The organism is Bacillus cabrialesii, from assembly GCF_004124315.2.
Taxonomy (GTDB): domain Bacteria; phylum Bacillota; class Bacilli; order Bacillales; family Bacillaceae; genus Bacillus; species Bacillus cabrialesii.
In genome coordinates, this window is sequence record NZ_CP096889.1 from 1575258 (window position 1) to 1600988 (window position 25731).

29 protein-coding genes are annotated in these 25731 nt (G+C 43.6%); 22 read left to right on the forward strand and 7 right to left on the reverse strand.

Going from position 1 to position 25731, the window contains the following annotated elements; genetic code table 11:
- Positions 1 to 38: 38 nt before the first annotated feature.
- Both EFK13_RS08190 and EFK13_RS08195 read right to left on the reverse strand, forming a co-directional pair.
- On the reverse strand, positions 39 to 650 hold the full coding sequence (locus tag EFK13_RS08190; protein ID WP_129505807.1) for a hypothetical protein: 612 nt from the start codon (positions 648 to 650) through the stop codon (positions 39 to 41).
- Between the two features lie 272 nt (positions 651 to 922).
- Entirely contained in the window at positions 923 to 1111 is a 189-nt protein-coding gene (locus EFK13_RS08195; RefSeq protein WP_129505806.1) for a YlaF family protein, read from the reverse strand.
- A 112-nt stretch (positions 1112 to 1223) separates the two neighbouring features.
- On the opposite strand from EFK13_RS08195, the gene typA reads away from it, so the two are divergent.
- Positions 1224 to 3062, forward strand: coding sequence for a translational GTPase TypA (gene typA / locus EFK13_RS08200; protein WP_129505805.1), 1839 nt, complete (start codon positions 1224 to 1226; stop codon positions 3060 to 3062).
- Between the two features lie 56 nt (positions 3063 to 3118).
- Entirely contained in the window at positions 3119 to 3436 is a 318-nt protein-coding gene (locus tag EFK13_RS08205; RefSeq protein WP_064813656.1) for a YlaH-like family protein, read from the forward strand.
- 56 nt (positions 3437 to 3492) lie between these two features.
- Here EFK13_RS08205 and EFK13_RS08210 read toward each other — a convergent pair whose 3' ends face one another.
- Positions 3493 to 3702, reverse strand: a complete 210-nt coding sequence (locus tag EFK13_RS08210) for a YlaI family protein (RefSeq protein WP_129505804.1) — start codon at positions 3700 to 3702, stop codon at positions 3493 to 3495.
- Between the two features lie 82 nt (positions 3703 to 3784).
- Complete coding sequence (locus EFK13_RS08215; RefSeq protein ID WP_129505829.1) at positions 3785 to 4414, reverse strand: YhcN/YlaJ family sporulation lipoprotein; 630 nt, start codon at positions 4412 to 4414, stop codon at positions 3785 to 3787.
- Positions 4415 to 4568: 154 nt separating this feature from the next.
- Between EFK13_RS08215 and EFK13_RS08220 the strand changes: the two genes are divergently transcribed.
- Positions 4569 to 5897 (forward strand): PhoH family protein, encoded by a 1329-nt coding sequence (locus EFK13_RS08220; protein WP_064813659.1) that lies wholly within the window; start codon positions 4569 to 4571, stop codon positions 5895 to 5897.
- 2 nt (positions 5898 to 5899) lie between these two features.
- Here the strand turns inward: EFK13_RS08220 and EFK13_RS08225 are convergent, their stop codons facing one another.
- Positions 5900 to 6382: a peptidyl-prolyl cis-trans isomerase gene (locus EFK13_RS08225; RefSeq protein ID WP_129505803.1), complete on the reverse strand. Its 483-nt coding sequence runs from the start codon at positions 6380 to 6382 to the stop codon at positions 5900 to 5902.
- 101 nt (positions 6383 to 6483) lie between these two features.
- On the opposite strand from EFK13_RS08225, the gene glsA reads away from it, so the two are divergent.
- The 5 genes from glsA (at position 6484) to EFK13_RS08250 (ending at position 13177) form a co-directional block, all read left to right on the forward strand.
- A complete protein-coding gene (gene glsA / locus EFK13_RS08230) occupies positions 6484 to 7413 on the forward strand; it encodes a glutaminase A (protein ID WP_129505802.1) in 930 nt (309 codons plus the stop codon).
- A gap of 97 nt (positions 7414 to 7510) precedes the next feature.
- Positions 7511 to 7792, forward strand: a complete 282-nt coding sequence (locus tag EFK13_RS08235) for an Fpa/YlaN family protein (RefSeq protein ID WP_003221339.1) — start codon at positions 7511 to 7513, stop codon at positions 7790 to 7792.
- 199 nt (positions 7793 to 7991) lie between these two features.
- Positions 7992 to 9203, forward strand: a complete 1212-nt coding sequence (ftsW, locus tag EFK13_RS08240; protein WP_129505801.1) for a cell division protein FtsW — start codon at positions 7992 to 7994, stop codon at positions 9201 to 9203.
- 74 nt (positions 9204 to 9277) lie between these two features.
- A complete protein-coding gene (pyc, locus tag EFK13_RS08245; RefSeq protein ID WP_129505800.1) occupies positions 9278 to 12724 on the forward strand; it encodes a pyruvate carboxylase in 3447 nt (1148 codons plus the stop codon).
- Positions 12725 to 13024: 300 nt separating this feature from the next.
- Positions 13025 to 13177 (forward strand): hypothetical protein, encoded by a 153-nt coding sequence (locus EFK13_RS08250; RefSeq protein WP_161568032.1) that lies wholly within the window; start codon positions 13025 to 13027, stop codon positions 13175 to 13177.
- Between the two features lie 5 nt (positions 13178 to 13182).
- On the opposite strand, the gene ctaA is transcribed toward EFK13_RS08250, so the two are convergent.
- Entirely contained in the window at positions 13183 to 14103 is a 921-nt protein-coding gene (gene ctaA, locus EFK13_RS08255; protein ID WP_119997025.1) for a heme A synthase CtaA, read from the reverse strand.
- A gap of 354 nt (positions 14104 to 14457) precedes the next feature.
- On the opposite strand from ctaA, the gene cyoE reads away from it, so the two are divergent.
- The 6 genes from cyoE (at position 14458) to ctaG (ending at position 20470) form a co-directional block, all read left to right on the forward strand.
- Positions 14458 to 15375 (forward strand): heme o synthase, encoded by a 918-nt coding sequence (cyoE, locus tag EFK13_RS08260; protein ID WP_003238752.1) that lies wholly within the window; start codon positions 14458 to 14460, stop codon positions 15373 to 15375.
- A 241-nt stretch (positions 15376 to 15616) separates the two neighbouring features.
- The gene (gene coxB, locus EFK13_RS08265) at positions 15617 to 16687 is read left to right on the forward strand and encodes a cytochrome c oxidase subunit II (RefSeq protein WP_129505799.1); all 1071 of its coding nucleotides are present in this window, start codon (positions 15617 to 15619) and stop codon (positions 16685 to 16687) included.
- A gap of 32 nt (positions 16688 to 16719) precedes the next feature.
- Positions 16720 to 18588: a cytochrome c oxidase subunit I gene (gene ctaD, locus EFK13_RS08270; protein ID WP_129505798.1), complete on the forward strand. Its 1869-nt coding sequence runs from the start codon at positions 16720 to 16722 to the stop codon at positions 18586 to 18588.
- Positions 18588 to 19211, forward strand: coding sequence for a cytochrome c oxidase subunit III (gene ctaE, locus EFK13_RS08275; protein WP_129505797.1), 624 nt, complete (start codon positions 18588 to 18590; stop codon positions 19209 to 19211). The genes ctaD and ctaE overlap by 1 nt, the downstream gene beginning before the upstream one ends.
- Before the next feature lie 2 nt (positions 19212 to 19213).
- Positions 19214 to 19546, forward strand: coding sequence for a cytochrome c oxidase subunit IVB (gene ctaF / locus EFK13_RS08280; RefSeq protein WP_019714304.1), 333 nt, complete (start codon positions 19214 to 19216; stop codon positions 19544 to 19546).
- Positions 19547 to 19576: 30 nt separating this feature from the next.
- Positions 19577 to 20470: a cytochrome c oxidase assembly factor CtaG gene (gene ctaG / locus EFK13_RS08285; protein ID WP_129505796.1), complete on the forward strand. Its 894-nt coding sequence runs from the start codon at positions 19577 to 19579 to the stop codon at positions 20468 to 20470.
- A gap of 31 nt (positions 20471 to 20501) precedes the next feature.
- On the opposite strand, the gene EFK13_RS08290 is transcribed toward ctaG, so the two are convergent.
- Entirely contained in the window at positions 20502 to 20864 is a 363-nt protein-coding gene (locus tag EFK13_RS08290; protein WP_003238740.1) for a YugN family protein, read from the reverse strand.
- A 139-nt stretch (positions 20865 to 21003) separates the two neighbouring features.
- On the opposite strand from EFK13_RS08290, the gene EFK13_RS08295 reads away from it, so the two are divergent.
- From EFK13_RS08295 to coaD, 8 genes are all read left to right on the forward strand, one after another.
- The gene (locus EFK13_RS08295; protein WP_003238738.1) at positions 21004 to 21450 is read left to right on the forward strand and encodes a CBS domain-containing protein; all 447 of its coding nucleotides are present in this window, start codon (positions 21004 to 21006) and stop codon (positions 21448 to 21450) included.
- A gap of 83 nt (positions 21451 to 21533) precedes the next feature.
- Positions 21534 to 22574: a CAP domain-containing protein gene (locus EFK13_RS08300; protein ID WP_129505795.1), complete on the forward strand. Its 1041-nt coding sequence runs from the start codon at positions 21534 to 21536 to the stop codon at positions 22572 to 22574.
- Between the two features lie 231 nt (positions 22575 to 22805).
- The gene (ylbD, locus tag EFK13_RS08305) at positions 22806 to 23204 is read left to right on the forward strand and encodes a YlbD family protein (protein WP_129505794.1); all 399 of its coding nucleotides are present in this window, start codon (positions 22806 to 22808) and stop codon (positions 23202 to 23204) included.
- Positions 23205 to 23222: 18 nt separating this feature from the next.
- On the forward strand, positions 23223 to 23462 hold the full coding sequence (locus EFK13_RS08310) for a YlbE-like family protein (protein ID WP_129505793.1): 240 nt from the start codon (positions 23223 to 23225) through the stop codon (positions 23460 to 23462).
- Between the two features lie 115 nt (positions 23463 to 23577).
- Positions 23578 to 24027 carry a regulatory iron-sulfur-containing complex subunit RicF gene (gene ricF, locus EFK13_RS08315; protein WP_064813675.1) on the forward strand — a complete coding sequence of 150 codons (450 nt, stop codon included), beginning with the start codon at positions 23578 to 23580 and terminating at the stop codon, positions 24025 to 24027.
- A 54-nt stretch (positions 24028 to 24081) separates the two neighbouring features.
- On the forward strand, positions 24082 to 24354 hold the full coding sequence (locus EFK13_RS08320; protein WP_003221373.1) for a YlbG family protein: 273 nt from the start codon (positions 24082 to 24084) through the stop codon (positions 24352 to 24354).
- A gap of 323 nt (positions 24355 to 24677) precedes the next feature.
- Positions 24678 to 25232: a 16S rRNA (guanine(966)-N(2))-methyltransferase RsmD gene (gene rsmD, locus EFK13_RS08325; RefSeq protein WP_019258325.1), complete on the forward strand. Its 555-nt coding sequence runs from the start codon at positions 24678 to 24680 to the stop codon at positions 25230 to 25232.
- Between the two features lie 4 nt (positions 25233 to 25236).
- A complete protein-coding gene (gene coaD / locus EFK13_RS08330; protein WP_075745958.1) occupies positions 25237 to 25722 on the forward strand; it encodes a pantetheine-phosphate adenylyltransferase in 486 nt (161 codons plus the stop codon).
- Positions 25723 to 25731 lie beyond the last annotated feature (9 nt).

The following is a 25731-nucleotide window of genomic DNA, read 5'->3' on the forward strand; positions in this document are numbered from 1 at the left end:
CAAAGCGCTTGTCCGATTCCGGCAAGCGCTTTTTTAGATTAAGCTTGTGGATGAATCATATCGTAGATTGCAGCAAGCTGTTCTTGTGACAGTGCGCCGAAGAGTTTTTCATAAACGTCAGCTTGCAGAGGTGTCGCTCCTGCTTGTACTGCTGCATCCTTATCATAGCTGTACACACCGTCTTGTAATACAATTGCTGCTTGAAGAATGTGAATCTTTAGGGAAACTGCTGAGAAAAATTGTTCAAGTGCAAGTGCTTCTTTTTCCGTGAAGCCAAGTTCAATTGCTTTTTCTGTATCAAATTTGTAATTTCCATCTTCAACATACACACATTGTGAAACAACGCTGAAAAATTCTGAAGTCGACTCCCACAATTTAGCGATGACTTGAGCCTCTTCTTTAGTCATTCCTAACTCGACAGCTTTTTCACTGTCAAAATAATACACACCGTCTTGTTCGTAAATACATTGATTTAATACAGCAATGAATGTATTGAGATCTTCGTTTGTGATTGTCTGATGCTGTACATGAATAGCAGTGTTATCAGCCAGTGTTTTTGCGCTGGCTGCATCAGGGCCGAACGTGAATAGAACTGCTGAGGTCATTGCGGCAGTCGTTAGCATCGCTTTTTTTACAAATGTTTTCTTCATGTTTCTTCTCTCCCTTTTATGAATTGTGCTGCAAATTCCATTATAGGGAGAGATTGGTGTGAGAAAAATAGGCTCTATGGTATTTTGTGTATATCGTTGCCGAACTACTTTTTCCGGGTCGTATGTGTAATCATTAGAACGATTGTCCATGTATAAATGCTGTTTTGCATCTTCCCGACTAAGCAACAGGGGAGATAAGACTTAAAGAAATGAAAAACACCGCTTTCTTTGCGGTGTTTTTTGATTACAATGTCTCCAGCGGGGCAATGCTTTTAATCAAGCAAGCCTTGCTCGCGCATTTTCTTTTTGACTGTAAATCCGCCGCCCATTACGGCGCAAACAAGTACAATGCTGGCGATAATGCCAATTGCGCTTTTTTCAGCGATAAAGACGCCGATCAGCATAATGCTGAAAACCGCTGCAAATGCAAATAATAGTAAAATCCAATTCATTTTTTTCATATTTTCCATCCCCTTTTACGTCTTATATTAAGTTTACTGAAAAACGTGACGCTTTTAAAGAGGATGTGTGGTATAATATGAAAGTTATCTAATTTTATTAGGAGATGAAAAAGTGAAACTTCGAAACGATCTTCGCAACATCGCGATTATTGCCCACGTTGACCATGGGAAAACGACTCTAGTCGATCAGCTTTTACATCAGGCTGGTACATTCCGTGCCAACGAACAGGTTGCTGAACGCGCAATGGACTCTAATGATCTTGAACGCGAACGCGGCATTACAATTTTGGCGAAAAATACTGCGATTAACTATAAAGATACACGCATCAATATTTTGGATACCCCTGGACACGCAGACTTTGGGGGAGAAGTAGAACGGATTATGAAAATGGTTGACGGCGTAGTGCTTGTCGTTGACGCATATGAAGGCTGTATGCCTCAAACTCGTTTCGTTTTGAAAAAAGCTCTTGAGCAAAACCTGAACCCGGTTGTTGTTGTAAACAAAATTGACCGTGATTTTGCTCGCCCGGAGGAAGTGATCGATGAGGTTCTGGATCTGTTCATTGAGCTTGATGCCAATGAAGAACAGCTTGAGTTCCCAGTGGTCTATGCTTCCGCGATTAATGGAACAGCGAGTCTTGATCCGAAACAGCAGGATGAAAACATGGAAGCTTTATATGAAACGATTATTAAGCATGTTCCGGCACCTGTTAATAATGAAGAGGAGCCGCTTCAATTCCAAGTTGCCCTTCTTGACTACAACGACTATGTAGGCCGTATCGGTATCGGACGCGTATTCCGCGGCACGATGAAAGTTGGTCAGCAGGTTTCTCTTATGAAGCTTGACGGAACGGCTAAATCATTCCGTGTAACAAAGATTTTCGGTTTCCAAGGCTTAAAGCGTGTGGAAATTGAAGAAGCGAAAGCGGGAGATCTCGTTGCGGTTTCCGGCATGGAAGATATTAATGTTGGTGAAACGGTTTGTCCTGTAGACCATCAAGATCCGCTTCCAGTGCTTCGCATTGATGAGCCGACACTTCAAATGACATTTGTCGTAAATAACAGTCCGTTTGCAGGCCGTGAAGGCAAATATGTAACGGCCCGCAAAATCGAAGAGCGTCTTCAGTCTCAGCTTCAGACGGATGTCAGCTTGCGTGTTGAGCCGACAGCTTCTCCTGATGCTTGGGTTGTTTCAGGACGCGGGGAGCTGCACTTGTCTATTTTAATTGAAAATATGCGCCGTGAAGGCTATGAGCTTCAAGTTTCAAAACCTGAAGTTATCATCAAAGAAATCGACGGCGTACGCTGTGAGCCTGTTGAGCGTGTGCAAATCGATGTGCCGGAAGAGCATACAGGCTCTGTCATGGAATCAATGGGTGCCCGTAAAGGCGAAATGGTTGATATGATCAACAACGGAAACGGCCAAGTCCGTCTCATCTTTACAGTTCCTTCCCGCGGATTGATCGGTTACTCCACAGAGTTCCTGTCATTAACACGCGGATTCGGTATTCTGAACCATACGTTTGACAGCTACCAGCCAATGCAGGCGGGCCAAGTCGGCGGACGCCGTCAAGGTGTGCTTGTGTCAATGGAAAACGGAAAAGCGACATCTTATGGTATTCAAGGAATTGAAGACCGCGGTGTCATCTTCGTTGAGCCGGGTACTGAAGTATATGAAGGAATGATCGTTGGGGAGCATAACCGTGACAACGACCTCGTTGTTAACGTCAGCAAAATGAAACAGCAGACGAACGTCCGCTCTGCGACAAAGGATCAGACAACTACAATTAAAAAAGCCCGCATCATGTCTCTTGAGGAATCTCTAGAGTACTTAAACGAAGATGAATATTGTGAAGTAACACCTGAATCCATCCGTTTAAGAAAGAAAATCCTCAATAAAAATGAACGTGAAAAAGCGGCTAAAAAGAAAAAAACAGCAGGATTGTCTTAATCTCTTGCAGAATTTGAAAAGATAGAACCCGCACGTTTGCAGGGGAGGGAATCTTTTTGAATGACGTAAGCGAACGCCTGTCGTTCTTCGCCGCTCTATATCAAGTAGACCGGCAGCCTGCGGCAGGCATGTGGCTGCTGTACGGCACGATTTTTGTGTTGGCCGTTATTGTATTTAAGCTTGGATTTGCCAAACGGCTTCCGTTATTAAAATCAGCGGTGGTGTATGTATTTCTGGCTTTGGGCTGCACTGTTTTGACCTTTTTAGGAGTGTTTTTGCCCGTGGCAGAAGGGTTGATCGTTGCTGCGTTGATTTTAATCATTTACAAAATTCGGCTGTATCAGTCGAAAAAAGGACAGTCTGCAAATTCATAAAAAGACTCAGCTGAGAAGCTGAGTCTTTTTTTGTTCTGTATGGTAAAGCGTTCGCTTTATTTTTTGACTTTTTCTTTCTTCTGCTGTCCCGGGTGAAAAGTGAATTTTCCCGTTTTCAGCCGTCCTTCTGTTTTCTGGGCAATCCGGTCGTGGCATTCCTGGCACATATATGTATGGATTGGGCGGTTTCGAAGCCGTTTCGCGATCAGGGTATCATCATCAATTGTTTCAATTTTATCGCAAATAGAACATTGGACCCTCATCATATCACCTCTTTCACTAACATGTATTATAGCACGGATCAGAAGCTGTCCATAATAAGAAAAAGCTAAAGCGCGAGGCTATAGCTTAATCATTGGTATTCTTTTTCATATGGTGATCAGATTGATCGTTTTGCTCCTGTTCCATTTCTTGCTGCTGCTTTCTGTTTAATTGGTCATTTTGCTGCTTTGTTTGCGGCTCGTCTTCATTGTCAATCACATCGTTAGGAACTTCCGGAAGCACTCGGCCGACAATCGCAGCCAATTCATCTAGTATGCCTGTTACCGGATGGCCTTCACTGATTTCTCTGCTCATTTCACTCAGGCGGCTGACCGTATCTGGATCAGCAATGACAACTGCGTTGGCCCCGTATCGATCATTTTTTAGAGCCTGTGCCACAGAATATTTAATCGTTTCCACTTTGCTTCTGTCCATAGTATCATCGACATCAATCCCAACAACGGCATAACCTCCGAGCACAACGGCTGTTGCATCTTTGACATCGGGATTTTTTTCAGCAACGCTGACAAGATGCTTGGCAATATCCGTTCTTGTTCCATTGTCTTTTGTCTCCTGAGTTGTGTCCTTTACGTGAATCGGTTTGGTTTCCTGCTGTCTTGTTGATTCTTTCTCGACATTCTGATCCTGTCGTCCTTGCTGGTAGGCGCAGGCGGACAGAATAAGCGTCAGTTGTATCATAATGAAAAGAATTCGCACTTGCGGGTTCCCTCCTTGAAATGCATTCATTAATTTTATTGTTGAATTAACCTTCTATCTTTATGCACAAAAACATATATTTTAGCAGGCATTCACCTTTTTCATCGTAAGAGAAGCAGGAAGAACTTTGACCCTTATATCAGGAGGCTGAGACTTGAGTAAAATTTATGTGTTAGATACGAATGTGTTATTACAGGATCCTAACGCGATATTTTCTTTTGAAGAAAATGAGGTTGTCATCCCTGCTGTCGTATTAGAAGAGGTTGATTCAAAAAAACGGTATATGGACGAAGTTGGGAGGAATGCAAGGCACGTATCTAAGCTGATCGATGCACTAAGGCAAAAGGGCAGGCTGCATGAGCATGTTCCGCTTGACACCGGCGGCACGCTGAGAATTGAACTGAATCATCGTTCGTTTCATCAGCTGCAAGAGATCTTTATTGAAAAGACGAACGATAATCGCATATTGGCCGTTGCGAAAAATTTAAGTCTCGAGGAAGAAACCAAGGAAAATGGCAGACCGGTTATCCTCGTCAGCAAGGATGTGCTGGTCAGGGTGAAAGCGGACGCAATCGGGCTGCTTGCCGAAGATTTCTTGAATGACCGGGTTGTGGACAATGATGAAATGTACAGCGGTTATAAAGATTTATATATCAGCCAGCAGCTGTTCAGCTCTTTTTATGGGAAAAATCAAATTTCGGTAAATGATATAAAACAGCATGCTTTTTATCCGAATCAATTCGCATTAATGAAGGATGAGCTGGGGGGATCCTCCTCGGCAATAGGAATTGCGGATAAAACCGGAACGGTATTAAAAAGACTCGTATTTGATGATGAACATATATGGGGGATCAGGCCGAAAAATGTACAGCAGACAATGGCATTAGAGCTTTTGCTGCGTGAAGATATTCCGCTTGTAACCCTGATTGGAAAAGCGGGAACCGGCAAGACGCTTTTGGCATTGGCGGCTGGGCTATTACAGACAGAAGACTTGGGAATATACAAAAAGCTGGTCGTGGCGCGACCGATTGTTCCCGTTGGCAAAGACATCGGGTACCTGCCGGGGGAAAAAGAGGAAAAGCTAAAGCCTTGGATGCAGCCGATTTTTGACAACTTGGAGTTTCTGTTTAATGCAAAAAAACCAGGGGAGCTTGAGGCCATTCTGGCGGGTATTGGTTCAATTCAGGTAGAGGCGCTGACTTATATCAGGGGGAGAAGCATTCCAGATCAATTTATTATTATTGATGAAGCGCAAAATTTGACCAGGCATGAGGTGAAAACGCTGCTGACGAGAGTCGGTGAGGGCAGTAAAATTGTCTTAATGGGCGATCCTGAACAAATCGATCACCCATATTTAGACAGTCTGAATAATGGATTGGCCTATGTGGTTGAGCGATTTAAAGGACAACCCATCTCAGGCAGCGTGAAGCTGTTAAAAGGTGAGAGATCAGGTCTCGCCCAGCTTGCCGCTGACTTGCTGTAATACTAAATAATTTCGATTTCTTTTATATGGGTAACCGGCTGTTCGTGATTAACTGGATCTTCAAAGTAAATATGAACGGGGCCGCCTTCTTGAATCGGCTTGCCTGCCTCACTGAAATGGACAATACTGTTCAGGGCGGCTTCCAGAGAGACGGTGGTTCTTCCCAAACTTGTGACAAATACGCATTGGGTGGCAGAGCTCAGCGGCTCGGCATTTTTCAGCACATTCCCAAGTTTCATTGCGAAACTGCCGTTCATTAGTTTTTGCTTCTCGTATTGTTTTTCCGTCTTTAATGTCGGCGGCGCGATCCGGCCCTCTCTGATGATACGTTCAGGATCAAGACCGGATTCATCACCTGATTGTAAATGTGTGTCTTGACCGTCCCCTTTGCGGCCAAACGAAAATTTACGGTCATCAAAAATCCATACGCTTGGATCAATGGTGATCGGATATGTAACATTGCCTTTTACTTGTATAACGCTCATGATATAACCCCCTTCTCTCAAAATTATAAAAGTTTTCGCATGAATTGTCACTTTGTGTACAAATTATGTGTATCGAATGCTCAGGGAGCGAGGGTGGTTGTATGGTATGCCGGCATAATGACGAGCTTGAAGCCTTAGTGAAAGAGGCAAAAAAAATGACGGACAGGGGGGAGGTTGCCAGCTATATTCCCGCCTTGGCAAAAGCCGATCAACACGATCTGTCAGTGGCGATTTATTATTCCAATAATATTTGTCTGTCAGCAGGTGACGTAGAAAAAACATTTACGCTTCAAAGTATATCGAAGGTTCTCTCACTTGCTTTGGTGTTAATGGAATACGGCAAAGATAAGGTCTTCAGCTATGTCGGGCAGGAGCCAACCGGTGATCCGTTTAATTCAATTATCAAGCTGGAAACAGTGAATCCAAGCAAGCCGTTAAACCCTATGATTAACGCCGGGGCATTGGTAGTGACAAGCTTAATTAGCGGGAAAACGGTGAATGAAAGACTTGACTATTTACTGTCTTTTATCAGAAGGCTGACAAACAACCAAAAGATTACTTACTGCCGGGAAGTGGCTGAATCCGAATACAGCACATCAATGATTAATCGGGCAATGTGTTATTACATGAAGCAGTACGGCATTTTTGAGGATGATGTAGAAGCTGTAATGGATTTATACACGAAGCAGTGCGCGATTGAGATGAACAGCCTGGACTTGGCGAAAATCGGATCGGTATTCGCGCTAAACGGCAGACACCCTGAAACTGGGGAGCAAGTGATCTCAAAAGATGTCGCCAGAATTTGCAAAACATTTATGGTGACGTGCGGAATGTACAATGCAAGCGGTGAATTTGCAATTAAGGTCGGAATTCCTGCAAAAAGCGGCGTATCCGGAGGGATTATGGGCATTTCACCTTATGATTTCGGGATCGGTATTTTCGGTCCGGCATTGGACGAAAAAGGAAACAGCATTGCAGGTGTGAAGCTATTGGAAATCATGTCTGAGATGTACAGGCTGAGTATTTTTTAATTTATGTCATCTGTTTAAATCCTCTTGCATTTTCTGCTGATACCCTTTATGATAAATAGAAGAATTAGGTACTCGCCTGGGGAACGGAGGGATACTTTTGGCTTCAGAGATGATAGTTGACCATCGGCAAAAAGCTTTTGAGCTCTTAAAAGTTGACGCTGAGAAGATTTTGAAGCTGATCCGAGTACAAATGGATAACTTAACGATGCCTCAATGTCCTCTATATGAAGAGGTTTTAGATACTCAAATGTTCGGGCTTTCGAGGGAAATCGATTTTGCTGTCCGCCTGGGATTGGTTGATGAAAAAGACGGTAAAGACCTTTTATACACATTGGAACGCGAATTGTCTGCTTTGCATGACGCGTTTACAGGTAAATAAATGATAAAACTCAAACTTATTAACAGTTTGGGTTTTTTTATAACCGCTATTTTTCTCTCTTAAAGACGGTCTTTTTTTACACATTCCTTCCGAATCGTATAGAGATTCTTCGTCTCGTTTGATAAATTGTAGTAAAATAAAAAAGATAAATACATAAAAACCATAGTTAATGGAAGTTAGAAGCAGGGAAGAGGATGTTATGTTAAAAAAAATGCTAAAATCTTATGATTACTCACTGATATTCGCAATTGTTTTACTATGCGGATTCGGTTTAGTGATGGTATACAGCTCAAGCATGATTACGGCTGTCTCCCGGTATGGAGTAAGCAGTAATTTTTTCTTCATGCGGCAGCTGTTTGCTTTAATTGCGGGTGGCGCTCTATTTATTCTCATGGCGTTGTTTCCTTATAAAGCACTGGCCCACCAAAAGTTTCAGAAGGGGATATTGCTTGTTTCTGTTCTGGCGCTTATCTCGCTGTTCGTATTCGGGCATGTTGCCGGAAACGCCCAAAGCTGGTTTAAAATTGGCGGAATGAGTATTCAGCCGGGGGAATTTGTTAAACTGGTAGTGATTTTATACCTTGCAGCCGTATATGCAAAAAAACAAAGTTATATCGACCATCTGTTAACGGGAGTAGCCCCTCCGGTAGTCATGACGCTCATAATTTGCGGGTTAATTGCCATGCAGCCAGATTTCGGTACAGCCATGATTATCGGGTTAATTGCGACATGTATGATCTTGTGCTCCGGCTTCAGCGGAAAGACGCTGGTGAGGTTGCTTTTGCTCGGCGGAATTGTTTTAATTTTAGTCAGCCCGATTCTCTATTTAAATCAGGATCAAATTTTAACTAAAGGCCGTTTGGCGCGTTTTGAGAGTCTTGAAGACCCATTTAAGTATGAAAATTCATCAGGTTTGCAAGTGATCAATTCTTATTATGCGATCGGTTCAGGCGGTATTTTCGGCCTGGGGCTCGGTGAAAGTATCCAAAAATACGGATATCTGCCTGAATCACACACTGACTTTATTATGGCTGTCATAGCCGAAGAACTTGGTATTTTTGGAGTATTGTTTGTGATTTTTCTATTGGGTTTTGTTGTCATAAAAGGTTTTTATATTGCCAGAAAATGCGAGGACCCGTTTGGAAGTCTTCTAGCGATCGGCATTTCAAGCATGATTGCCATCCAGTCGTTTATTAACCTTGGCGGTGTCAGCGGATTAATTCCGATTACAGGGGTTACGCTGCCGTTTATCAGTTACGGGGGCTCTTCTTTAGTGCTGCTGCTTGCGAGTATGGGGATATTAGCGAATATCAGCATGTTTGTGAAATATTCAGAGAATAAGAAAAAGAGAGAGACCGTGCCGACGAAGGGAATGAAAAAGAAGCAGCTTAAAAAAACTGTTTATCAGTAAAAAACAAGTGTGTACAGGGGAAGGATATTCCGCTATGATAGATTATATTCCATTCGGGTAAGGGGGAGAAAAGTTTGTCTCAGCAATCGATACAAAAAGTATTAGTAGCAAACAGGGGAGAAATTGCAATCCGAATATTCCGGGCGTGTACCGAGTTGAATATTCGTACAGTTGCGGTCTATTCAAAAGAAGATTCCGGTTCCTACCATCGGTACAAAGCGGATGAAGCATACCTGGTCGGTGAAGGGAAAAAACCGATTGATGCTTACCTGGATATTGAAGGGATCATTGATATTGCGAAAAGAAACAAAGTCGATGCGATTCATCCGGGATACGGTTTCTTATCTGAAAATATCCATTTCGCGAAACGATGTGAAGAAGAAGGCATCGAGTTTATTGGTCCAAAGTCCGAACATCTAGATATGTTTGGTGACAAGGTAAAAGCGCGTGAGCAGGCAGAAAAAGCTGGAATTCCTGTGATTCCCGGAAGCGACGGCCCTGCGGAAACGCTTGAAGCAGTCGAACAATTCGGACAAGCTAACGGTTATCCGATTATCATTAAAGCTTCGCTGGGCGGAGGCGGCCGCGGTATGCGGATTGTCAGATCCGAAAGTGAAGTCAAAGAAGCATATGAGCGTGCAAAATCAGAGGCGAAAGCAGCCTTTGGCAATGATGAAGTTTATGTAGAAAAATTGATTGAAAATCCAAAACATATTGAAGTTCAGGTGATTGGAGACAAGCAGGGCAATGTCGTCCATCTTTTTGAGAGGGATTGTTCTGTTCAAAGACGCCACCAAAAAGTCATTGAAGTGGCGCCGAGTGTTTCTCTGTCAACTGAATTAAGAGACCAAATTTGTGAAGCGGCAGTTGCGCTTGCGAAAAATGTAAATTATATAAACGCTGGTACGGTCGAATTCCTTGTTGCAAACAACGAGTTCTATTTTATTGAAGTAAACCCTCGCGTACAAGTTGAACATACGATTACAGAAATGATTACAGGTGTCGATATCGTTCAAACACAGATTCTAGTCGCCCAAGGGCACAGCCTTCATAGCAAAAAAGTAAATATTCCTGAGCAAAAGGACATTTTTACAATCGGCTTTGCCATTCAGTCACGGGTTACGACTGAGGATCCGCAAAATGATTTCATGCCCGATACAGGGAAAATCATGGCTTACCGCTCAGGCGGCGGCTTTGGTGTCCGTCTTGATACCGGAAACAGCTTCCAAGGCGCCGTGATTACACCGTACTATGATTCGCTTCTCGTTAAGCTCTCAACTTGGGCTTTAACGTTTGAACAGGCGGCGGCCAAAATGGTCCGAAATCTTCAGGAGTTTAGAATCAGAGGCATTAAAACAAACATTCCGTTCCTTGAGAACGTTGCAAAGCATGAGAAGTTCCTGACAGGTCAATATGATACATCTTTCATTGATACAACACCTGAATTATTTATTTTCCCTAAACAGAAAGACCGCGGAACGAAAATGCTCACTTACATCAGCAATGTGACAGTGAACGGCTTCCCTGGAATCGGGAAAAAAGAAAAGCCGGCGTTTGACAAGCCGTTAAACGTAAAAGTAGACATTGATCAGCAGCCTGCCAGAGGAACAAAGCAAATTCTCGATGAAAAAGGCGCTGAAGGGCTTGCGAATTGGGTTAAAGAACAGAAAGCTGTCCTTTTAACTGATACGACATTCAGGGATGCCCACCAATCATTATTGGCGACGAGATTCAGATCGCATGATTTGAAAAAAATCGCTAATCCGACGGCTTCGTTATGGCCTGAGCTATTCAGTATGGAAATGTGGGGAGGCGCGACATTCGATGTAGCCTACCGTTTCCTGAAAGAAGATCCGTGGAAGCGTTTGGAGGACCTTCGCAAGGAAGTGCCGAATACCTTATTCCAAATGCTGCTCCGTTCATCAAATGCGGTCGGTTATACGAATTATCCGGACAATGTAATTAAAGAATTTGTGAAGCAATCCGCTCAATCGGGCATTGATGTGTTCCGTATTTTCGACAGCTTAAACTGGGTAAAAGGCATGACATTAGCCATTGATGCTGTTCGGGATACCGGCAAAGTGGCAGAGGCTGCGATTTGTTACACAGGAGATATCCTTGATAAGAACCGCACGAAATATGATCTTGCATATTATACGTCGATGGCGAAGGAGCTTGAGGCTGCCGGAGCCCATATTCTCGGAATTAAAGATATGGCTGGGCTGTTAAAACCGCAGGCTGCATATGAACTCGTTTCTGCGTTGAAAGAGACGATCGATATTCCGGTTCACCTTCATACGCATGATACGAGCGGGAATGGCATTTATATGTATGCGAAAGCTGTTGAAGCCGGCGTTGATATCATAGACGTGGCGGTCAGCTCAATGGCGGGATTAACGTCTCAGCCTAGCGCGAGCGGATTTTATCATGCGATGGAAGGCAACGCCCGCCGTCCGGAAATGAATGTTCAAGGCGTTGAATTGCTGTCCCAATATTGGGAGTCAGTTCGTAAATACTATAGCGAATTTGAAAGCGGAATGAAGTCTCCGCATACAGAAATTTATGAACATGAAATGCCTGGAGGCCAATACAGCAACCTGCAGCAGCAGGCAAAGGGAGTAGGCCTAGGCGACCGCTGGAATGATGTCAAGGAAATGTACAGACGCGTCAACGATATGTTCGGCGACATTGTAAAGGTCACGCCTTCCTCTAAAGTAGTCGGAGATATGGCGCTCTACATGGTGCAAAACAATCTGACTGAAAAGGACGTTTACGAAAAAGGCGAACAATTAGATTTCCCTGATTCTGTCGTGGAGCTTTTCAAAGGAAACATCGGCCAGCCTCATGGCGGATTCCCGGAAAAATTACAAAAGCTGATCTTAAAAGGACAGGAGCCGATTACGGTCAGACCTGGAGAACTGCTTGAGCCGGTATCCTTTGAGGCGATCAAACAGGAATTTAAAGAGCAGCATCACTTGGAGATTTCAGATCAAGATGCTGTGGCATATGCCCTTTATCCTAAAGTCTTCTCTGATTATGTGAAAACGGCAGAAAGCTATGGAGACATTTCGGTATTAGATACGCCGACATTCTTCTATGGCATGACATTAGGCGAGGAAATAGAAGTGGAAATTGAGCGCGGAAAAACGCTGATCGTTAAGCTGATTTCAATTGGTGAACCTCAGCCTGATGCCACTCGCGTCGTTTATTTCGAACTAAACGGGCAGCCGCGTGAAGTTGTCATCAAGGATGAAAGCATTAAATCTTCCGTTCAGGAAAGGCTGAAAGCGGACAGAACCAACCCAAGCCACATCGCAGCTTCTATGCCTGGAACGGTTATTAAAGTATTGACAGAAGCAGGCACAAAAGTCAATAAAGGTGATCATTTGATGATCAATGAAGCGATGAAAATGGAAACAACAGTTCAAGCGCCTTTCTCAGGAACGATCAAGCAAGTTCATGTGAAAAATGGCGAGCCGATCCAAACGGGAGATCTGCTTCTCGAAATTGAAAAAGCATAATGAAACCGGAGTGTATATCAATTGATATACACTCTTGTTTTTTTAAAAGCGGAGTGAAACAGTTGAAAGTGTGTGTATGGTTTTAAGGCTTGAAGACAATTCAGCACTGTCACAAGTCATTTTCTATTCAAAACAAAAAACAGAACTTATCTGCTGCCGATCTTTCAGGTAGATCAGTACTTTATAAACGTGAAGTATGATATAAGCCATGAATATCTCTTTAAGACTCAATCTGTTTTTTTAAAAATGAGGCGCGGCAAAAGGCTTTACCTGCACATTTTTTATCATGAAGCGATACAGATGGACTCATATGAAATTGATGAGTTTTCTATAATCAGGATGATGCAGGTTACGGAGCGCACCGATCCGCTCATTGATCATCAAGTTCAGCGACTAGCGATGGAAGCGTATGAAGCGGCAAAAAAAAGACCAAAGCGTAGGGCTTTGGTCTAGAGTCGTTATGATTGTCTGGATTCATAACGGAAGCGCGCAATCAATAATAAGAAATAGCATAAAACACCAAACAGGCAGGCTATAAAGAACGAGTGGGCAAGTGCAAAGCCCAGTGCCAGTTCAGAGTATACGATCATAATGCCGGACAGCGCCTGTAATGTGATAAAAATAAGGCATGAGATCCAGCCCCAAAAGATCTGCTTTTGATCTTTATAGGAAGTCATAGCATGAACAGCCGCCACAATAATCCATACAAACAACAGCAAGGCCGCTGTTCTGTGGCCCATTTGCACCCATTCGTGGAATTGGGTCGGAAGTCCATTGTTCAGCGGACTGCACAACGGCACATCAGGACATGCCAGACTTGATTCCGTATGTCTTACATATGCGCCTGTATACACAACGATATAGGAATATATTAAAATTCCTATCATGTGAAATTGCATTTTTTTGCCGATTTGAAGCGGCTTCACCAGCTTTCTAACTGATTTATCAGCTTCAAATATGAGCAACGTCAAAATAAGTACTGAAGCGAATGATATCAATGAGATGCCAAAGTGAAGCGCCATAATCAGCGCGTTTGAACCGAATACGACAGCCAATGCGCCAAGCAGTGCCTGTAAAAATAAAAAGATAATTGACATAATCGCGAGAAACGTTGTTTCACGGAAAATCGGCGTGATTTTTCTCCATGACCAAAACGCAAGGCTTAACACAAGGATAATCGAGATCCCGCTTGCGAATCTGTGGCTCCATTCAATAATTGAAGCCGGATTCAGTTCAGGGAAAAAACGGCCGTGACACAGCGGCCACTGTCTGCCGCAGCCTTGGCCGGAACCTGTTTTTGTAACGAGGGCTCCCCCGATTAAAACAATAAGCATGACAAATGTTGTCAGAACACCGAGAGCTTTTAATGCTTTATTCATACAATATTCACCTTCTCAACATACTGCTGCAATTTTATATACGTTCCAAGTGTAAGCGAATATGTGTTTTGTGGCAATTCTTAGCGCCTTTTGTTCACAAAAATATAATAGAATAACAGCTTCCGGAAAATGTACACTTGATTATTCATGCCGGGTCTGATAGAAATAAGGTAAACGCACTGCCGATTTGGCGATTGCCTTCATCTTTGGTAAAATTCATAAAAAGTTCACAAATAAATTCCTGTTTGTCGTTTAATATTTAATAGGATGTTTTTTTACAAGATGTTATCTTGTATGATAGAATTGCAGGTTTTTTTATTCTCCTGCGTTAGGTTTGTAAGGGAGGTATACGTTATGGCTAACTCCAGAATCTTAAATGATACAGCTATAGACGGACAAATTGAAGAAACAACGGCATGGAAAGATTTTCTTTCCCTTATTAAAATAGGGATTGTAAATTCTAATCTCATCACGACTTTTACTGGAATGTGGCTTGCACTGCATATTTCCGGTCTAAGTTTTTTAGGCAATATAAACACCGTTCTTCTTACATTAATCGGGTCTTCTCTGATTATTGCAGGCTCCTGCGCGATCAATAACTGGTATGACCGGGACATTGACCATCTTATGGAGCGCACGAAAGTAAGACCGACGGTTACGGGTAAAATTCAGCCGAATCAGGCGTTATGGTCTGGAATTTTGCTGGTTGCTTTAGGATTGATCATGCTGCTGATGACAACTGTCATGGCTGCTGTTATCGGGTTTATCGGAGTCTTTACGTATGTTGTATTGTACACAATGTGGACGAAACGCCGCTATACGATTAACACAGTAGTAGGAAGTGTTTCCGGTGCAGTTCCGCCGCTTATCGGATGGACGGCAGTGGAAGGCAATATCGGTGTCGTGGCATGGGTATTATTCATGATTTTATTTATTTGGCAGATTCCTCACTTCTTAGCATTGGCTATTAAGAAAACGGAGGATTACAGAGCTGCAAATATTCCGATGCTTCCTGTCGTATACGGATTTGAAGTGACAAAAAGACAAATTATTGTATGGGTTGCGTGTCTGATGCCGCTTCCGTTTTTCCTTGGAAGCTTAGGCCTTCCGATTGTCATCCTCGGCTTGCTGTTAAACATCGGCTGGCTGATTCTCGGCTTAATGGGCTTCCGCTCCAAGAATATCATGAAGTGGGCAACGCAGATGTTCGTTTATTCGCTTAACTACATGACAATCTATTTCGTTGCCATGGTTGTCTTGACTCTTTTCTAAAAAAAAAGATACGTTGCTTGTTTTATCGCTTCAAAATAAACGATGACAACTAGTAAATGCCGCCTTGACCTCTTGTTTAATCAGGCGGCTTTACTTTTATACATAGATGGCATTTTGAGTAAAAAAACTCATAATTTAAGAGAAGAGGAAATGTAAGTGCTTTATTGGTGATAGGCTGGATTGCGATGATCTTCAAGTCTGCTCTCCGCCTTTGTATTGACCAGAAAAGGGGTTGGGTGAAATGGTAAAGCATTGGCGTCTTATTTCATTATTAGCCTTAGTGCCGCTTCTATTAAGCGGATGTGGAAAACCTTTTTTATCCACGCTCAAGCCTGCTGGCGAGGTGGCTGATAAACAGTATGACCTGACAGTGCTCAGCACATTGATTATGGTGGTTGTTGTTGCAGTAGTATCTGTTATCTTCTTTTATGTGATTGTGAGATTCAGAAGATCACGGGTCGGTGAGAACACGATACCGAAACAGGTAGAGGGAAATAAATTTTTAGAAATCACATGGACCGTGATCCCGATTTTGCTGCTCATTATTCTTGTGATCCCTGTCGTATTATATACGCTTGAGTTAGCAGATACATCACCTATGGATAAGAAAAGCCGCAAAGCTGAGGACGCTCTTGTAGTCAATGTCCGGGCAAATTTGTATTGGTGGGAGTTTGAATACCCTGATTACGGCATTATCACAAGCCAGGAGCTGATAGTGCCGACAGACCAGCGTGTATATTTTAATCTAAAAGCTTCAGATGTCAAACATTCCTTTTGGATTCCTTCAGTTGGAGGAAAACTTGATACGAATACGGATAATGAAAATAAGTTTTTTCTGACATTTGATTCAAAACGAAGCAAAGAGGCAGGAGATATGTTTTTTGGGAAGTGTGCAGAGCTTTGCGGCCCTTCACACGCACTGATGGATTTTAAGGTAAAGACGATGTCTGCAAAAGAGTTTCAGGGCTGGACAAAAGAAATGAAAAACTATAAGTCTACAACAGAGAGCGATTTGGCTAAGCAGGGCGAAGAGATGTTTAAAGAGAAGAACTGCCTGAGCTGCCATGCGGTAGAGCCGAATGATAAACGTGCAGAAGCAGCTAGAACGGCACCCAACTTGGCGACCTTCGGTGAAAGGGCAAAAGTGGCAGGGGTGAAGGACGCCAACGAGGAAAATGTGAAGGCTTGGCTGAAGGATCCTGACAGCATAAAGCCGGGGAACAAAATGACAGGCACATATCCGAAGCTCTCAGACAGTGAAACAGATGCGCTTTATGAATACTTAAAAGGCTTAAAAGCGGAAAGCAAGTAGGGAAGAAAGGGAGATATTGGGGGAGGTCACATATGTTGAATGCGCTTACAGAAAAGCGGACGCGCGGATCTATGCTTTGGGATTATTTGACGACGGTGGACCATAAAAAAATCGCGATTCTTTACTTAGTGGCAGGGGGATTCTTCTTTCTTGTCGGAGGAATTGAAGCGATGTTTATCAGAATCCAGCTGGCAAAGCCGGAGAATGCGTTTCTTAGCGCCCAAGCGTATAATGAAGTAATGACAATGCACGGGACGACGATGATCTTTCTGGCTGCGATGCCTCTCTTATTTGCCTTGATGAATGCGGTCGTTCCTTTGCAGATTGGGGCCCGGGACGTTTCGTTTCCGTTTCTAAACGCGCTTGGTTTTTGGCTCTTCTTTTTCGGAGGCATTTTCTTAAATCTAAGCTGGTTTTTGGGCGGAGCGCCAGACGCGGGCTGGACGTCTTATGCCTCACTTTCGCTTCATTCAGCAGGGCACGGCATCGACTTTTTCGTACTCGGACTGCAAATATCGGGGCTCGGGACGCTGATAGCCGGGATTAACTTTTTGGCCACGATTATCAATATGAGGGCTCCAGGCATGACGTACATGAGGCTGCCTTTGTTTACATGGACGACATTTGTGGCCTCGGCATTGATTTTGTTCGCATTTCCGCCGCTTACGGTGGGATTGGCTCTGATGATGCTGGACCGGCTGTTCGGCACCAATTTCTTTAATCCGGAGCTTGGCGGAAATACGGTCATTTGGGAGCATTTATTTTGGATCTTCGGCCATCCGGAGGTTTATATCTTAATTTTGCCTGCATTCGGTATTTTTTCAGAGGTTATTCCCGTGTTTGCCAGAAAGCGTTTGTTTGGGTATTCTTCAATGGTTTTTGCCATCGTGCTCATTGGCTTTCTGGGCTTTATGGTTTGGGTGCACCATATGTTTACGACAGGTCTCGGACCGATTGCAAACGCGATTTTTGCGGTTGCCACAATGGCTATCGCGATTCCGACCGGGATTAAAATTTTTAACTGGCTTTTGACGATCTGGGGAGGAAATGTAAAGTATACGACCGCTATGCTGTATGCCGTTTCATTCATTCCGTCGTTTGTGCTCGGCGGTGTCACGGGTGTCATGCTGGCAGCGGCGGCTGCCGATTATCAGTTCCATGATACGTATTTTGTGGTGGCGCACTTTCACTACGTCATTATTGGCGGTGTCGTATTCGGCCTTTTAGCCGGTGTTCATTTCTGGTGGCCGAAAATGTTCGGTAAAATTTTGCATGAGACCATGGGTAAAATTTCATTTGTATTGTTTTTTATCGGCTTTCATCTCACGTTTTTCATTCAGCATTTTGTCGGTCTAATGGGGATGCCGCGCCGGGTTTATACGTTTTTGCCGGGCCAGGGTCTTGAAACCGGCAACTTGATCAGTACAATCGGGGCGTTTTTTATGGCGGCAGCTGTTATTCTTCTGCTGGTCAATGTGATTTGGACATCAGCAAAAGGCGAATATGTCGGAGCTGATCCATGGCAGGACGGCCGTACCCTTGAATGGACTGTTTCATCACCGCCGCCTGAGTATAACTTTAAACAGCTCCCTTTTGTCAGAGGGCTTGATCCGTTTTGGATCGAGAAACAGGCAGGACACAAATCAATGACGCCGGCTGAACCGGTTGATGATATTCATATGCCGAACGGCTCAATCCTGCCGTTTGTCATTTCCTTCGGCCTTTTTGTCGCAGCGTTCGGGCTGCTATACAGAAGCGATTACGCTTGGGGCCTGCCGGTGATCTTTATCGGGCTAGGCATTACATTCTTTACGATGCTGCTTCGCTCAGTCATTGATGATCACGGCTATCACATTCATAAAGAGGAACTGCCGAACGATGATAAAGGGGTGAAGGCATAATGCAAATTGAAGAAAAATTCACCGCAGAAACCTTTCCAGCTTCTCCCGAAAAAGTAACACTGGAAGGGAAAAATAAATTTTTAGGCTTTTGGCTTTTTCTTGGGGGAGAGACAGTTTTGTTCGCGTCTCTCTTCGCAACGTTTCTTGCACTCCGGAATTCAAACGCCGGTGATCCGCCTACGACGGAAATGTTTGATGTGAAGCTTGTGTTTATCGCCACAATGCTGCTATTAACGAGCAGTTTAACAAGTGTATATGCGATGTATCACATGAAGAACTTCTCCTTCGGCAAAATGCAGCTTTGGCTGGGAATTACAATCTTATTGGGAGCGGGCTTTTTGGGATTGGAGATCTATGAGTTTAAGCATTACACCCATGAGTTTGGCTTTACCATTACAAGCTCTGCGCTCGGGTCCGCGTTTTACACGCTTGTCGGTACGCACGGCGCCCACGTGGCATTTGGGCTTATGTGGATCAGCACGCTGATGATCCGCAATGCTAAGAGGGGGCTTAACTTGTATACGGCGCCTAAATTTTATGTTGCCAGCCTTTATTGGCACTTTATTGATGTCGTGTGGGTCTTCATCTTTACCGTTGTATATTTAATGGGGATGGTGGGATAAACATGGTCGGTAAAAAAAGCAGGGGACATATCAACAGCGACCTTGAATTTAAGAAAAAGAAGCACGCTCAGGAGATGAAGTATCAGGTACTGTCTTTTGGTTTAATGATCGGCCTTACGATTGTTGCATTTCTGACTGTGGCAACGGACGGTGTCGGCAGCTGGTTTACGATTCCTTTCATTATTTTGCTTGCTGCGATACAAGTCATCTTCCAGCTTTATTATTTCATGCATATGAATCAAAAAGGGCATGAAGCGCCGGCACTGTTTTTGTATTCAGGGATGTTTGTCGCATTCATCACAGTGCTTGCGTTTGTCACCATTATATGGTGGTAATATAAACAGCCGCCGGAGGTGAAGAAAGAAATGAATCAGTTAGAGGTATTTGGGTTTCGCGCGATGTGGAGCCCTTATCTTTTTTGTATCCTGTTGGGCATTACAGTGCTTTATCTTTATTTATACAGGCGTATGTCTTCAAAGCCAAATCGAATAACTGGTAAAGAAATGGCGTGCTTTCTATCGGCGATGCTGTTTTTATATGCAGCTGAAGGAAGCCCAGTTGATCTGCTCGGACATATTATGTTCAGCGCGCATATGGTGCAGATGGCTGTGCTGTACTTGGTCGTCCCGCCGCTGTTGATCGCGGGAATTCCTGCATGGCTATGGGAAAAAATCATTTTCAAGCCTGCCATTAAGCCGGTTTTTTCATTTTTTACGACGCCCTTAATTGCTTTGCTTTTGTTTAACGGCATTTTTTCTTTATATCATGTTCCGCTTATATTTGATACAGTCAAAACGGATCCGTTTTACCATACATTAATCACCTGGCTTATCTTTGTGCTTGCGTTTTTGATGTGGTGGCCGCTTGTTCACAAGGTAGAGCGTCTTCGGCAGCTCAGCGGCTTGATGAAGCTGGGGTATATTATGGCGGACGGTATGCTGCTCACACCGGCTTGCGCTTTGATTATGTTCAGCGGCGCGCCGTTATACGCCACATATACAGATCCGTCTGCGTGGGCTGAGGCAATGAAGCTTTGCGTGCCTGCAGATATGATGGGGCAGGTCCCATTAACAGGACCGGAAATGTTTAATACACTGCCTTTGTTAGAGGATCAGCAGCTCGGAGCAGTCATGATGAAAATCATTCAGGAAATTGTGTACGGTACTTTTTTGGCGATTATCTTTTTCCAATGGGTGAAGAAAGAAAGGGAAAAGGACGGGCAGGAGGAGCCTCCGTATATTCAGCAACCGATATCGTAAAAGGTACAGCAAAATATGCTGTACCTTTTCATTACATTTGAACGGTTTTTAACAAGTCGGAGATGTCCTGAATCAGTGCCTTGCTTTTTGTCACAACCTGTACGGGAAACTCTTCCGTTTCTCCATATTCTACTCCATGCGGGTAGTAATGCTTGCCTAAGAGAGGGGACATTAATTGAATCACGGCGCGGCCGCTTCCAACATCGCCCTCTGCCGCAATGCCTTGTATCCGCAGATAAAACGTACCCTCGATCGTCGAAAACTTCCTGTCATAGGTGACTCTTTCGTAATCCCATTGACCCGCTCTGACGAGGCCTTTGCTTTCCATCAAGTCGTCCAGCCAGCTTAGCTCAGCCTTTACCCCTTCAAGTCCGCTTTCAGTAAACTTCAACACTGACCCCTCCTTATAAAAATTACCTTTCCTGACAATCATAGTATGAAAGCGTTAAACTTTCAATGAATCTTCTTCTTTTGAAAGTATGCAAAAATTAAATTTTGACGACAATAGCACTAGACTAAAGGAGGTTATACGGATGACAAAAATAAAAGATCTGATGACGGCCGACTTGCAATATTGCACGGTATTAGATAATGTATATGAAGCTGCGGTAAAGATGAAAGACGCGAATGTAGGTGCGATTCCGATAGTTGATGAGGATGGAGAAACACTGGTAGGCATCGTAACCGACCGTGATCTCGTGTTAAGAGGAATCGCCATAAAAAAACCAAACTCGCAAAAAATCACTGACGCGATGACCGAAAAACCTGTCAGTGTGGAGGAAGATGCTTCAGTCGATGAGGTTCTTCATTTGATGGCATCCCATCAGCTCAGAAGGATACCTGTTACAAAAAACAAAAAGCTGACTGGAATTGTCACGCTTGGTGATCTTTCTTTATCTGAACAAACCAATGAACGTGCCGGCAGTGCCTTATCGGATATTTCCGAGGGTGATAATAGAGAAGAAGGCTTTTTTCATTAACACATAAATCTTTGACATGTTAAATAGGCTGTATTGTAATGAGGTGTAAGCAAGACAATGTGATTCGCCACGGGGGTGATAGATTGAAAAATATATTGAGAGCAATGGTTATTCTCTTGATCATCTGCGGAACTTATGTTCTGTTTATTCAATATGGATCTGTTCCTGAAAAAAAATCAAATGACAGCGAGCCTCAGGTGTCGAATGAGGAGGCGCAAAGCGGCAAACGAATACATATGCCGACTTCAGGGTTATTGTCCTTTATGGGCAAGTCCGCCGATGATGTAACGAAAAAGCTTGGGGAACCAGAACGCATTGACCCGTCAGCTTATGATTACGATTGGTGGGTATACAATCAAGGAAAGGACCAATATATCCAAATCGGGGTATTAAACAATAAAGTGGTCACATTATTTGCGGCTGGCAATGACATTAACGCAAAGCCTTTCAAAATTGGCGAATCAACCGGAGAAGTGTTCAAGACGACCCAGGTGGCGCCGTTTGTGAATGTAGAGTATAAAGGAAATTCCTATCGATTTGAGTTTTCTGAAGAGGATATCAATACCAGACCGACTGTAAAGGTAGGAAAAATGTATGTCCAGCTGTATATGGACAAATTTGAAGGGAAGCTATCCAGCATCAGGGCGTTTGATGCGCAAACCTTTGTAAAGCAAAGGCCTTATGAGGTTGTATACCGCGGTGAATTAATAAAACCGGAAGCTGTTTCAGACGATAAGTGGAAAAAGATCCAAACGACAAGCGAAAAGCAAATACTTGATTTGACGAATGTCATTCGCGTCAAACATGGGCTTGCGAAGCTTGAGTGGGATCAGCCGACGGCGGAAGTGGCTTTTGGACATAGCGAGGATATGAAGGAAAATCATTATTTCTCCCATGTCTCTAAAAAATACGGCACGCTGAAAGACCGCTTAGAAGACGGGCATGTTGAGTTTCAGCAAGCGGGAGAAAATATCGCATACAATTATGTAGACGGTCCGGCCGCTGTAGAAGGCTGGCTGAATAGTGAAGGCCACCGAAAAGCGCTTCTGAATTCAGATTATACGCATCTTGGTGTCGGAGTAGACCGAAAATATTACACTCAAAATTTTATTAAGCGATGGTAATGAAAAGCCGCGGACGGATGGTTCCGCGGCTTTTTTTGTTTCCATACAGGCTGATCTGAATGACTGTGCTGATGGCAGCAGATGAGGCTTTTTCTCATTTCTTCAGTAAGGCTTTTTCACGAGTTTATGAAGCAAAGCTGAAAATTCACTTGTGAACGAATATAGGCGAACACAATGCCTGACAAAACGATACATTGTAGTAGGTATCGATTTTCGGAGGGGGTGAGGATTGTGGCGAATCAACATGCCAATCATTCAATCAATGACTTTAAACAATTCGTCAAAAAGCATCCCAAGCTGATAAAAGAAGTACGCAAAGAACAAAGAAGCTGGCAGGACGTATATGAAAATTGGGTCCTCTTCGGAGAGACCGATCCGATTTGGGATCCGTATCGGGAACCGGAAGAAGCTGTTGAAGCTGCGCCTGAAACAGAGCCGAAAAATGATTTTGTCTCGAAAATGGTGACTGCGGTGAAAAAGATGGATATCAATCAAATGAACGAACAAATCAATAAAATGAGCCAATCGATCTCATCGTTGCAAAGCCTTCTTAATACATTTTCCGGAAGCGGCCAAAAGCAATCTCAGCCAGGCTCTGGACAGCATCCTTTTTCTTTTCGAAAGGATTAAAAAAGGGGAGCTCCTCATATGCGCAAAGAGGTTCAGGAATTTATTTTAGAAAACGAGGAACGGAAACGATTCATCAGAGAACAGCCGATATGGTACCGCAGGCTTTCGAGAAAACCGGATGATCTATCCTCCTTTCAGCTTGAGATGATGAACTTTTATGAAAAAACCATACCGCACCGGGTGAACCAATTTACGAACGGGATTCAAATGGCGCAAATGATGATGCAAATGTTTCAAGCGATGCGGACAAAAGATTAAACGACCCCGAAAAGGGTCTTTTTTCATGCGGGAATACGGAGTTTATTTTCGGCTGCGGTTAAGCATTTTCCAATTGGCTGGTTTCATGGTAAACTAACAACTGGAGGTGCATGTTATGTATGCGACGATGGAATCCGTGCGGCTTCAAAGTGAAGCTCAGCAGCTTGCCGAGATGATTCTGCAGTCGGAGACGGCTGAGAACTACCGCAATTGTTACAAGCGTCTCCAGGAAGATGAAGAGGCAGGGCGGATTATTCGTTCTTTTATCAAAATAAAAGAGCAGTATGAGGATGTACAGCGTTTTGGCAAATATCATCCTGACTATAGAGAAATATCCCGGAAAATGAGGGAGATCAAACGGGAGCTGGACCTGAATGATAAAGTGGCTGACTTTAAGAAAGCTGAAAATGAGCTCCAGTCCATTCTTGATGAGATTAGCGTTGAGATCGGGACAGCTGTTTCAGAGCATGTAAAAGTTCCGACCGGGAACCCTTATTTTGACGGTTTATCTTCATGCGGAGGCGGCTGCGGTTCAGGCGGAAGCTGCGGATGCAAAGTGTCCTGACGAGACTGGCCGTCTCGTCTTTTACATATAAGAGAAATCAGGCAGGTGATTGTATTGGAGAATAGGCGCCAGGGCATGATTGTGTATCTGCATTCCCTAAAGCAAAGCAAAATGCTGAGGAAGTTCGGAAATGTGCACTATGTATCAAAACGCTTAAAATATGTCGTGCTGTATTGCGATATGGACCAAATTGAAAAAACAATGGACAAGATCGCATCGTACTCGTTTGTGAAAAAAGTGGAGCCTTCTTATAAACCGTTTTTAAAATTGGAATTCGAGTCAAAGCTTGATAAAGCAAAAGAATACGATTATAAAATCGGCATATAGCGTATAAAAAAATCCCCGCAGACATCTGCGGGGTCCTTCTATTCCTTAACATGTTAAGGAGAAGGCAAAGGGAGAGGAGAAACCGGAGGAAGAACTTATGGGGAAACGTAAGTCTTCTCCGCGGTTGGCAACAACATCCTCTAGATGCTGTTGCTCATAGTATGGACAAGGATCAGTCTGCCTATACACCTGTTTGTCAAGATTAACGTTCGTTGTTTGAAAGAATGCTTTATGTTAAGATAGGATTGATTTTTTTCTATGTACATAGCGGCGTCCGGCCGAACAAGAAAACAAAATAGCTTTTAGAAAAAGTGGTGTGGAACATGAGAGTAATTTCTGGATCAAAAAAAGGCCGTTCACTAAAGGCTGTGCCGGGAACATCAACAAGACCGACAACCGACAAAGTGAAGGAATCCATTTTCAATATGATCGGCCCTTATTTTGACGGGGGCAGGGGACTTGACTTATTCGCAGGGAGCGGAGGTCTTGGAATTGAAGCGCTTTCGCGCGGATTTGAGCATTGTATATTCGTTGACCGTGATTTTAAAGCGATTCAAACGGTTAAATCAAATTTAAAAACGCTGGAGCTTACAAAACATGCGCAGGTATACCGCAATGACGCGGAACGGGCTTTGCACGCTGCTGCAAAAAGAGAAACTGGCTTTCGCGGCATTTTTCTCGATCCGCCGTATAAAGAACAAAAGCTAAAAGCGCTTTTAACGATGATTGATGAATATCAAATGCTGGAAGAAGACGGTTTTATCGTTGCCGAGCATGACAGAGAGGTTGAGCTTCCCGAAACCGTAGGAGATCTTGTCATGACAAGAAAAGAAACCTATGGACTTACAGGAGTGGCGATTTATAAAAAGAGGGGGTAGGGATGTGGCGAGTATAGCTGTCTGTCCCGGCAGTTTTGATCCGGTGACCTACGGGCATCTGGACATCATCAGACGCGGGGCGCATATTTTTGAACAAGTGTATGTATGTGTGCTGAATAATTCTTCAAAAAAGCCTTTGTTCAGTGTCGAAGAGCGGTGTGAGCTTCTGAGAGAAGTGACAAAAGATATTCCAAACATCACAGTTGAAACGTCGCAGGGACTGTTAATTGATTACGCAAAAAGAAAAAATGCGAAAGCGATTTTAAGAGGCTTGAGAGCGGTATCTGATTTTGAATACGAGATGCAGGGGACATCCGTAAACCGTGTGCTTGATGAATCTATCGAGACGTTTTTTATGATGACAAATAACCAATATTCGTTTTTAAGCTCAAGCATTGTAAAAGAAGTGGCAAAATACAATGGCCCGGTATCAGAGTTTGTGCCGCCGGAAGTAGAGCTTGCGCTTCAGCAAAAATTCAGACAAGGATGAGAGAGTTAA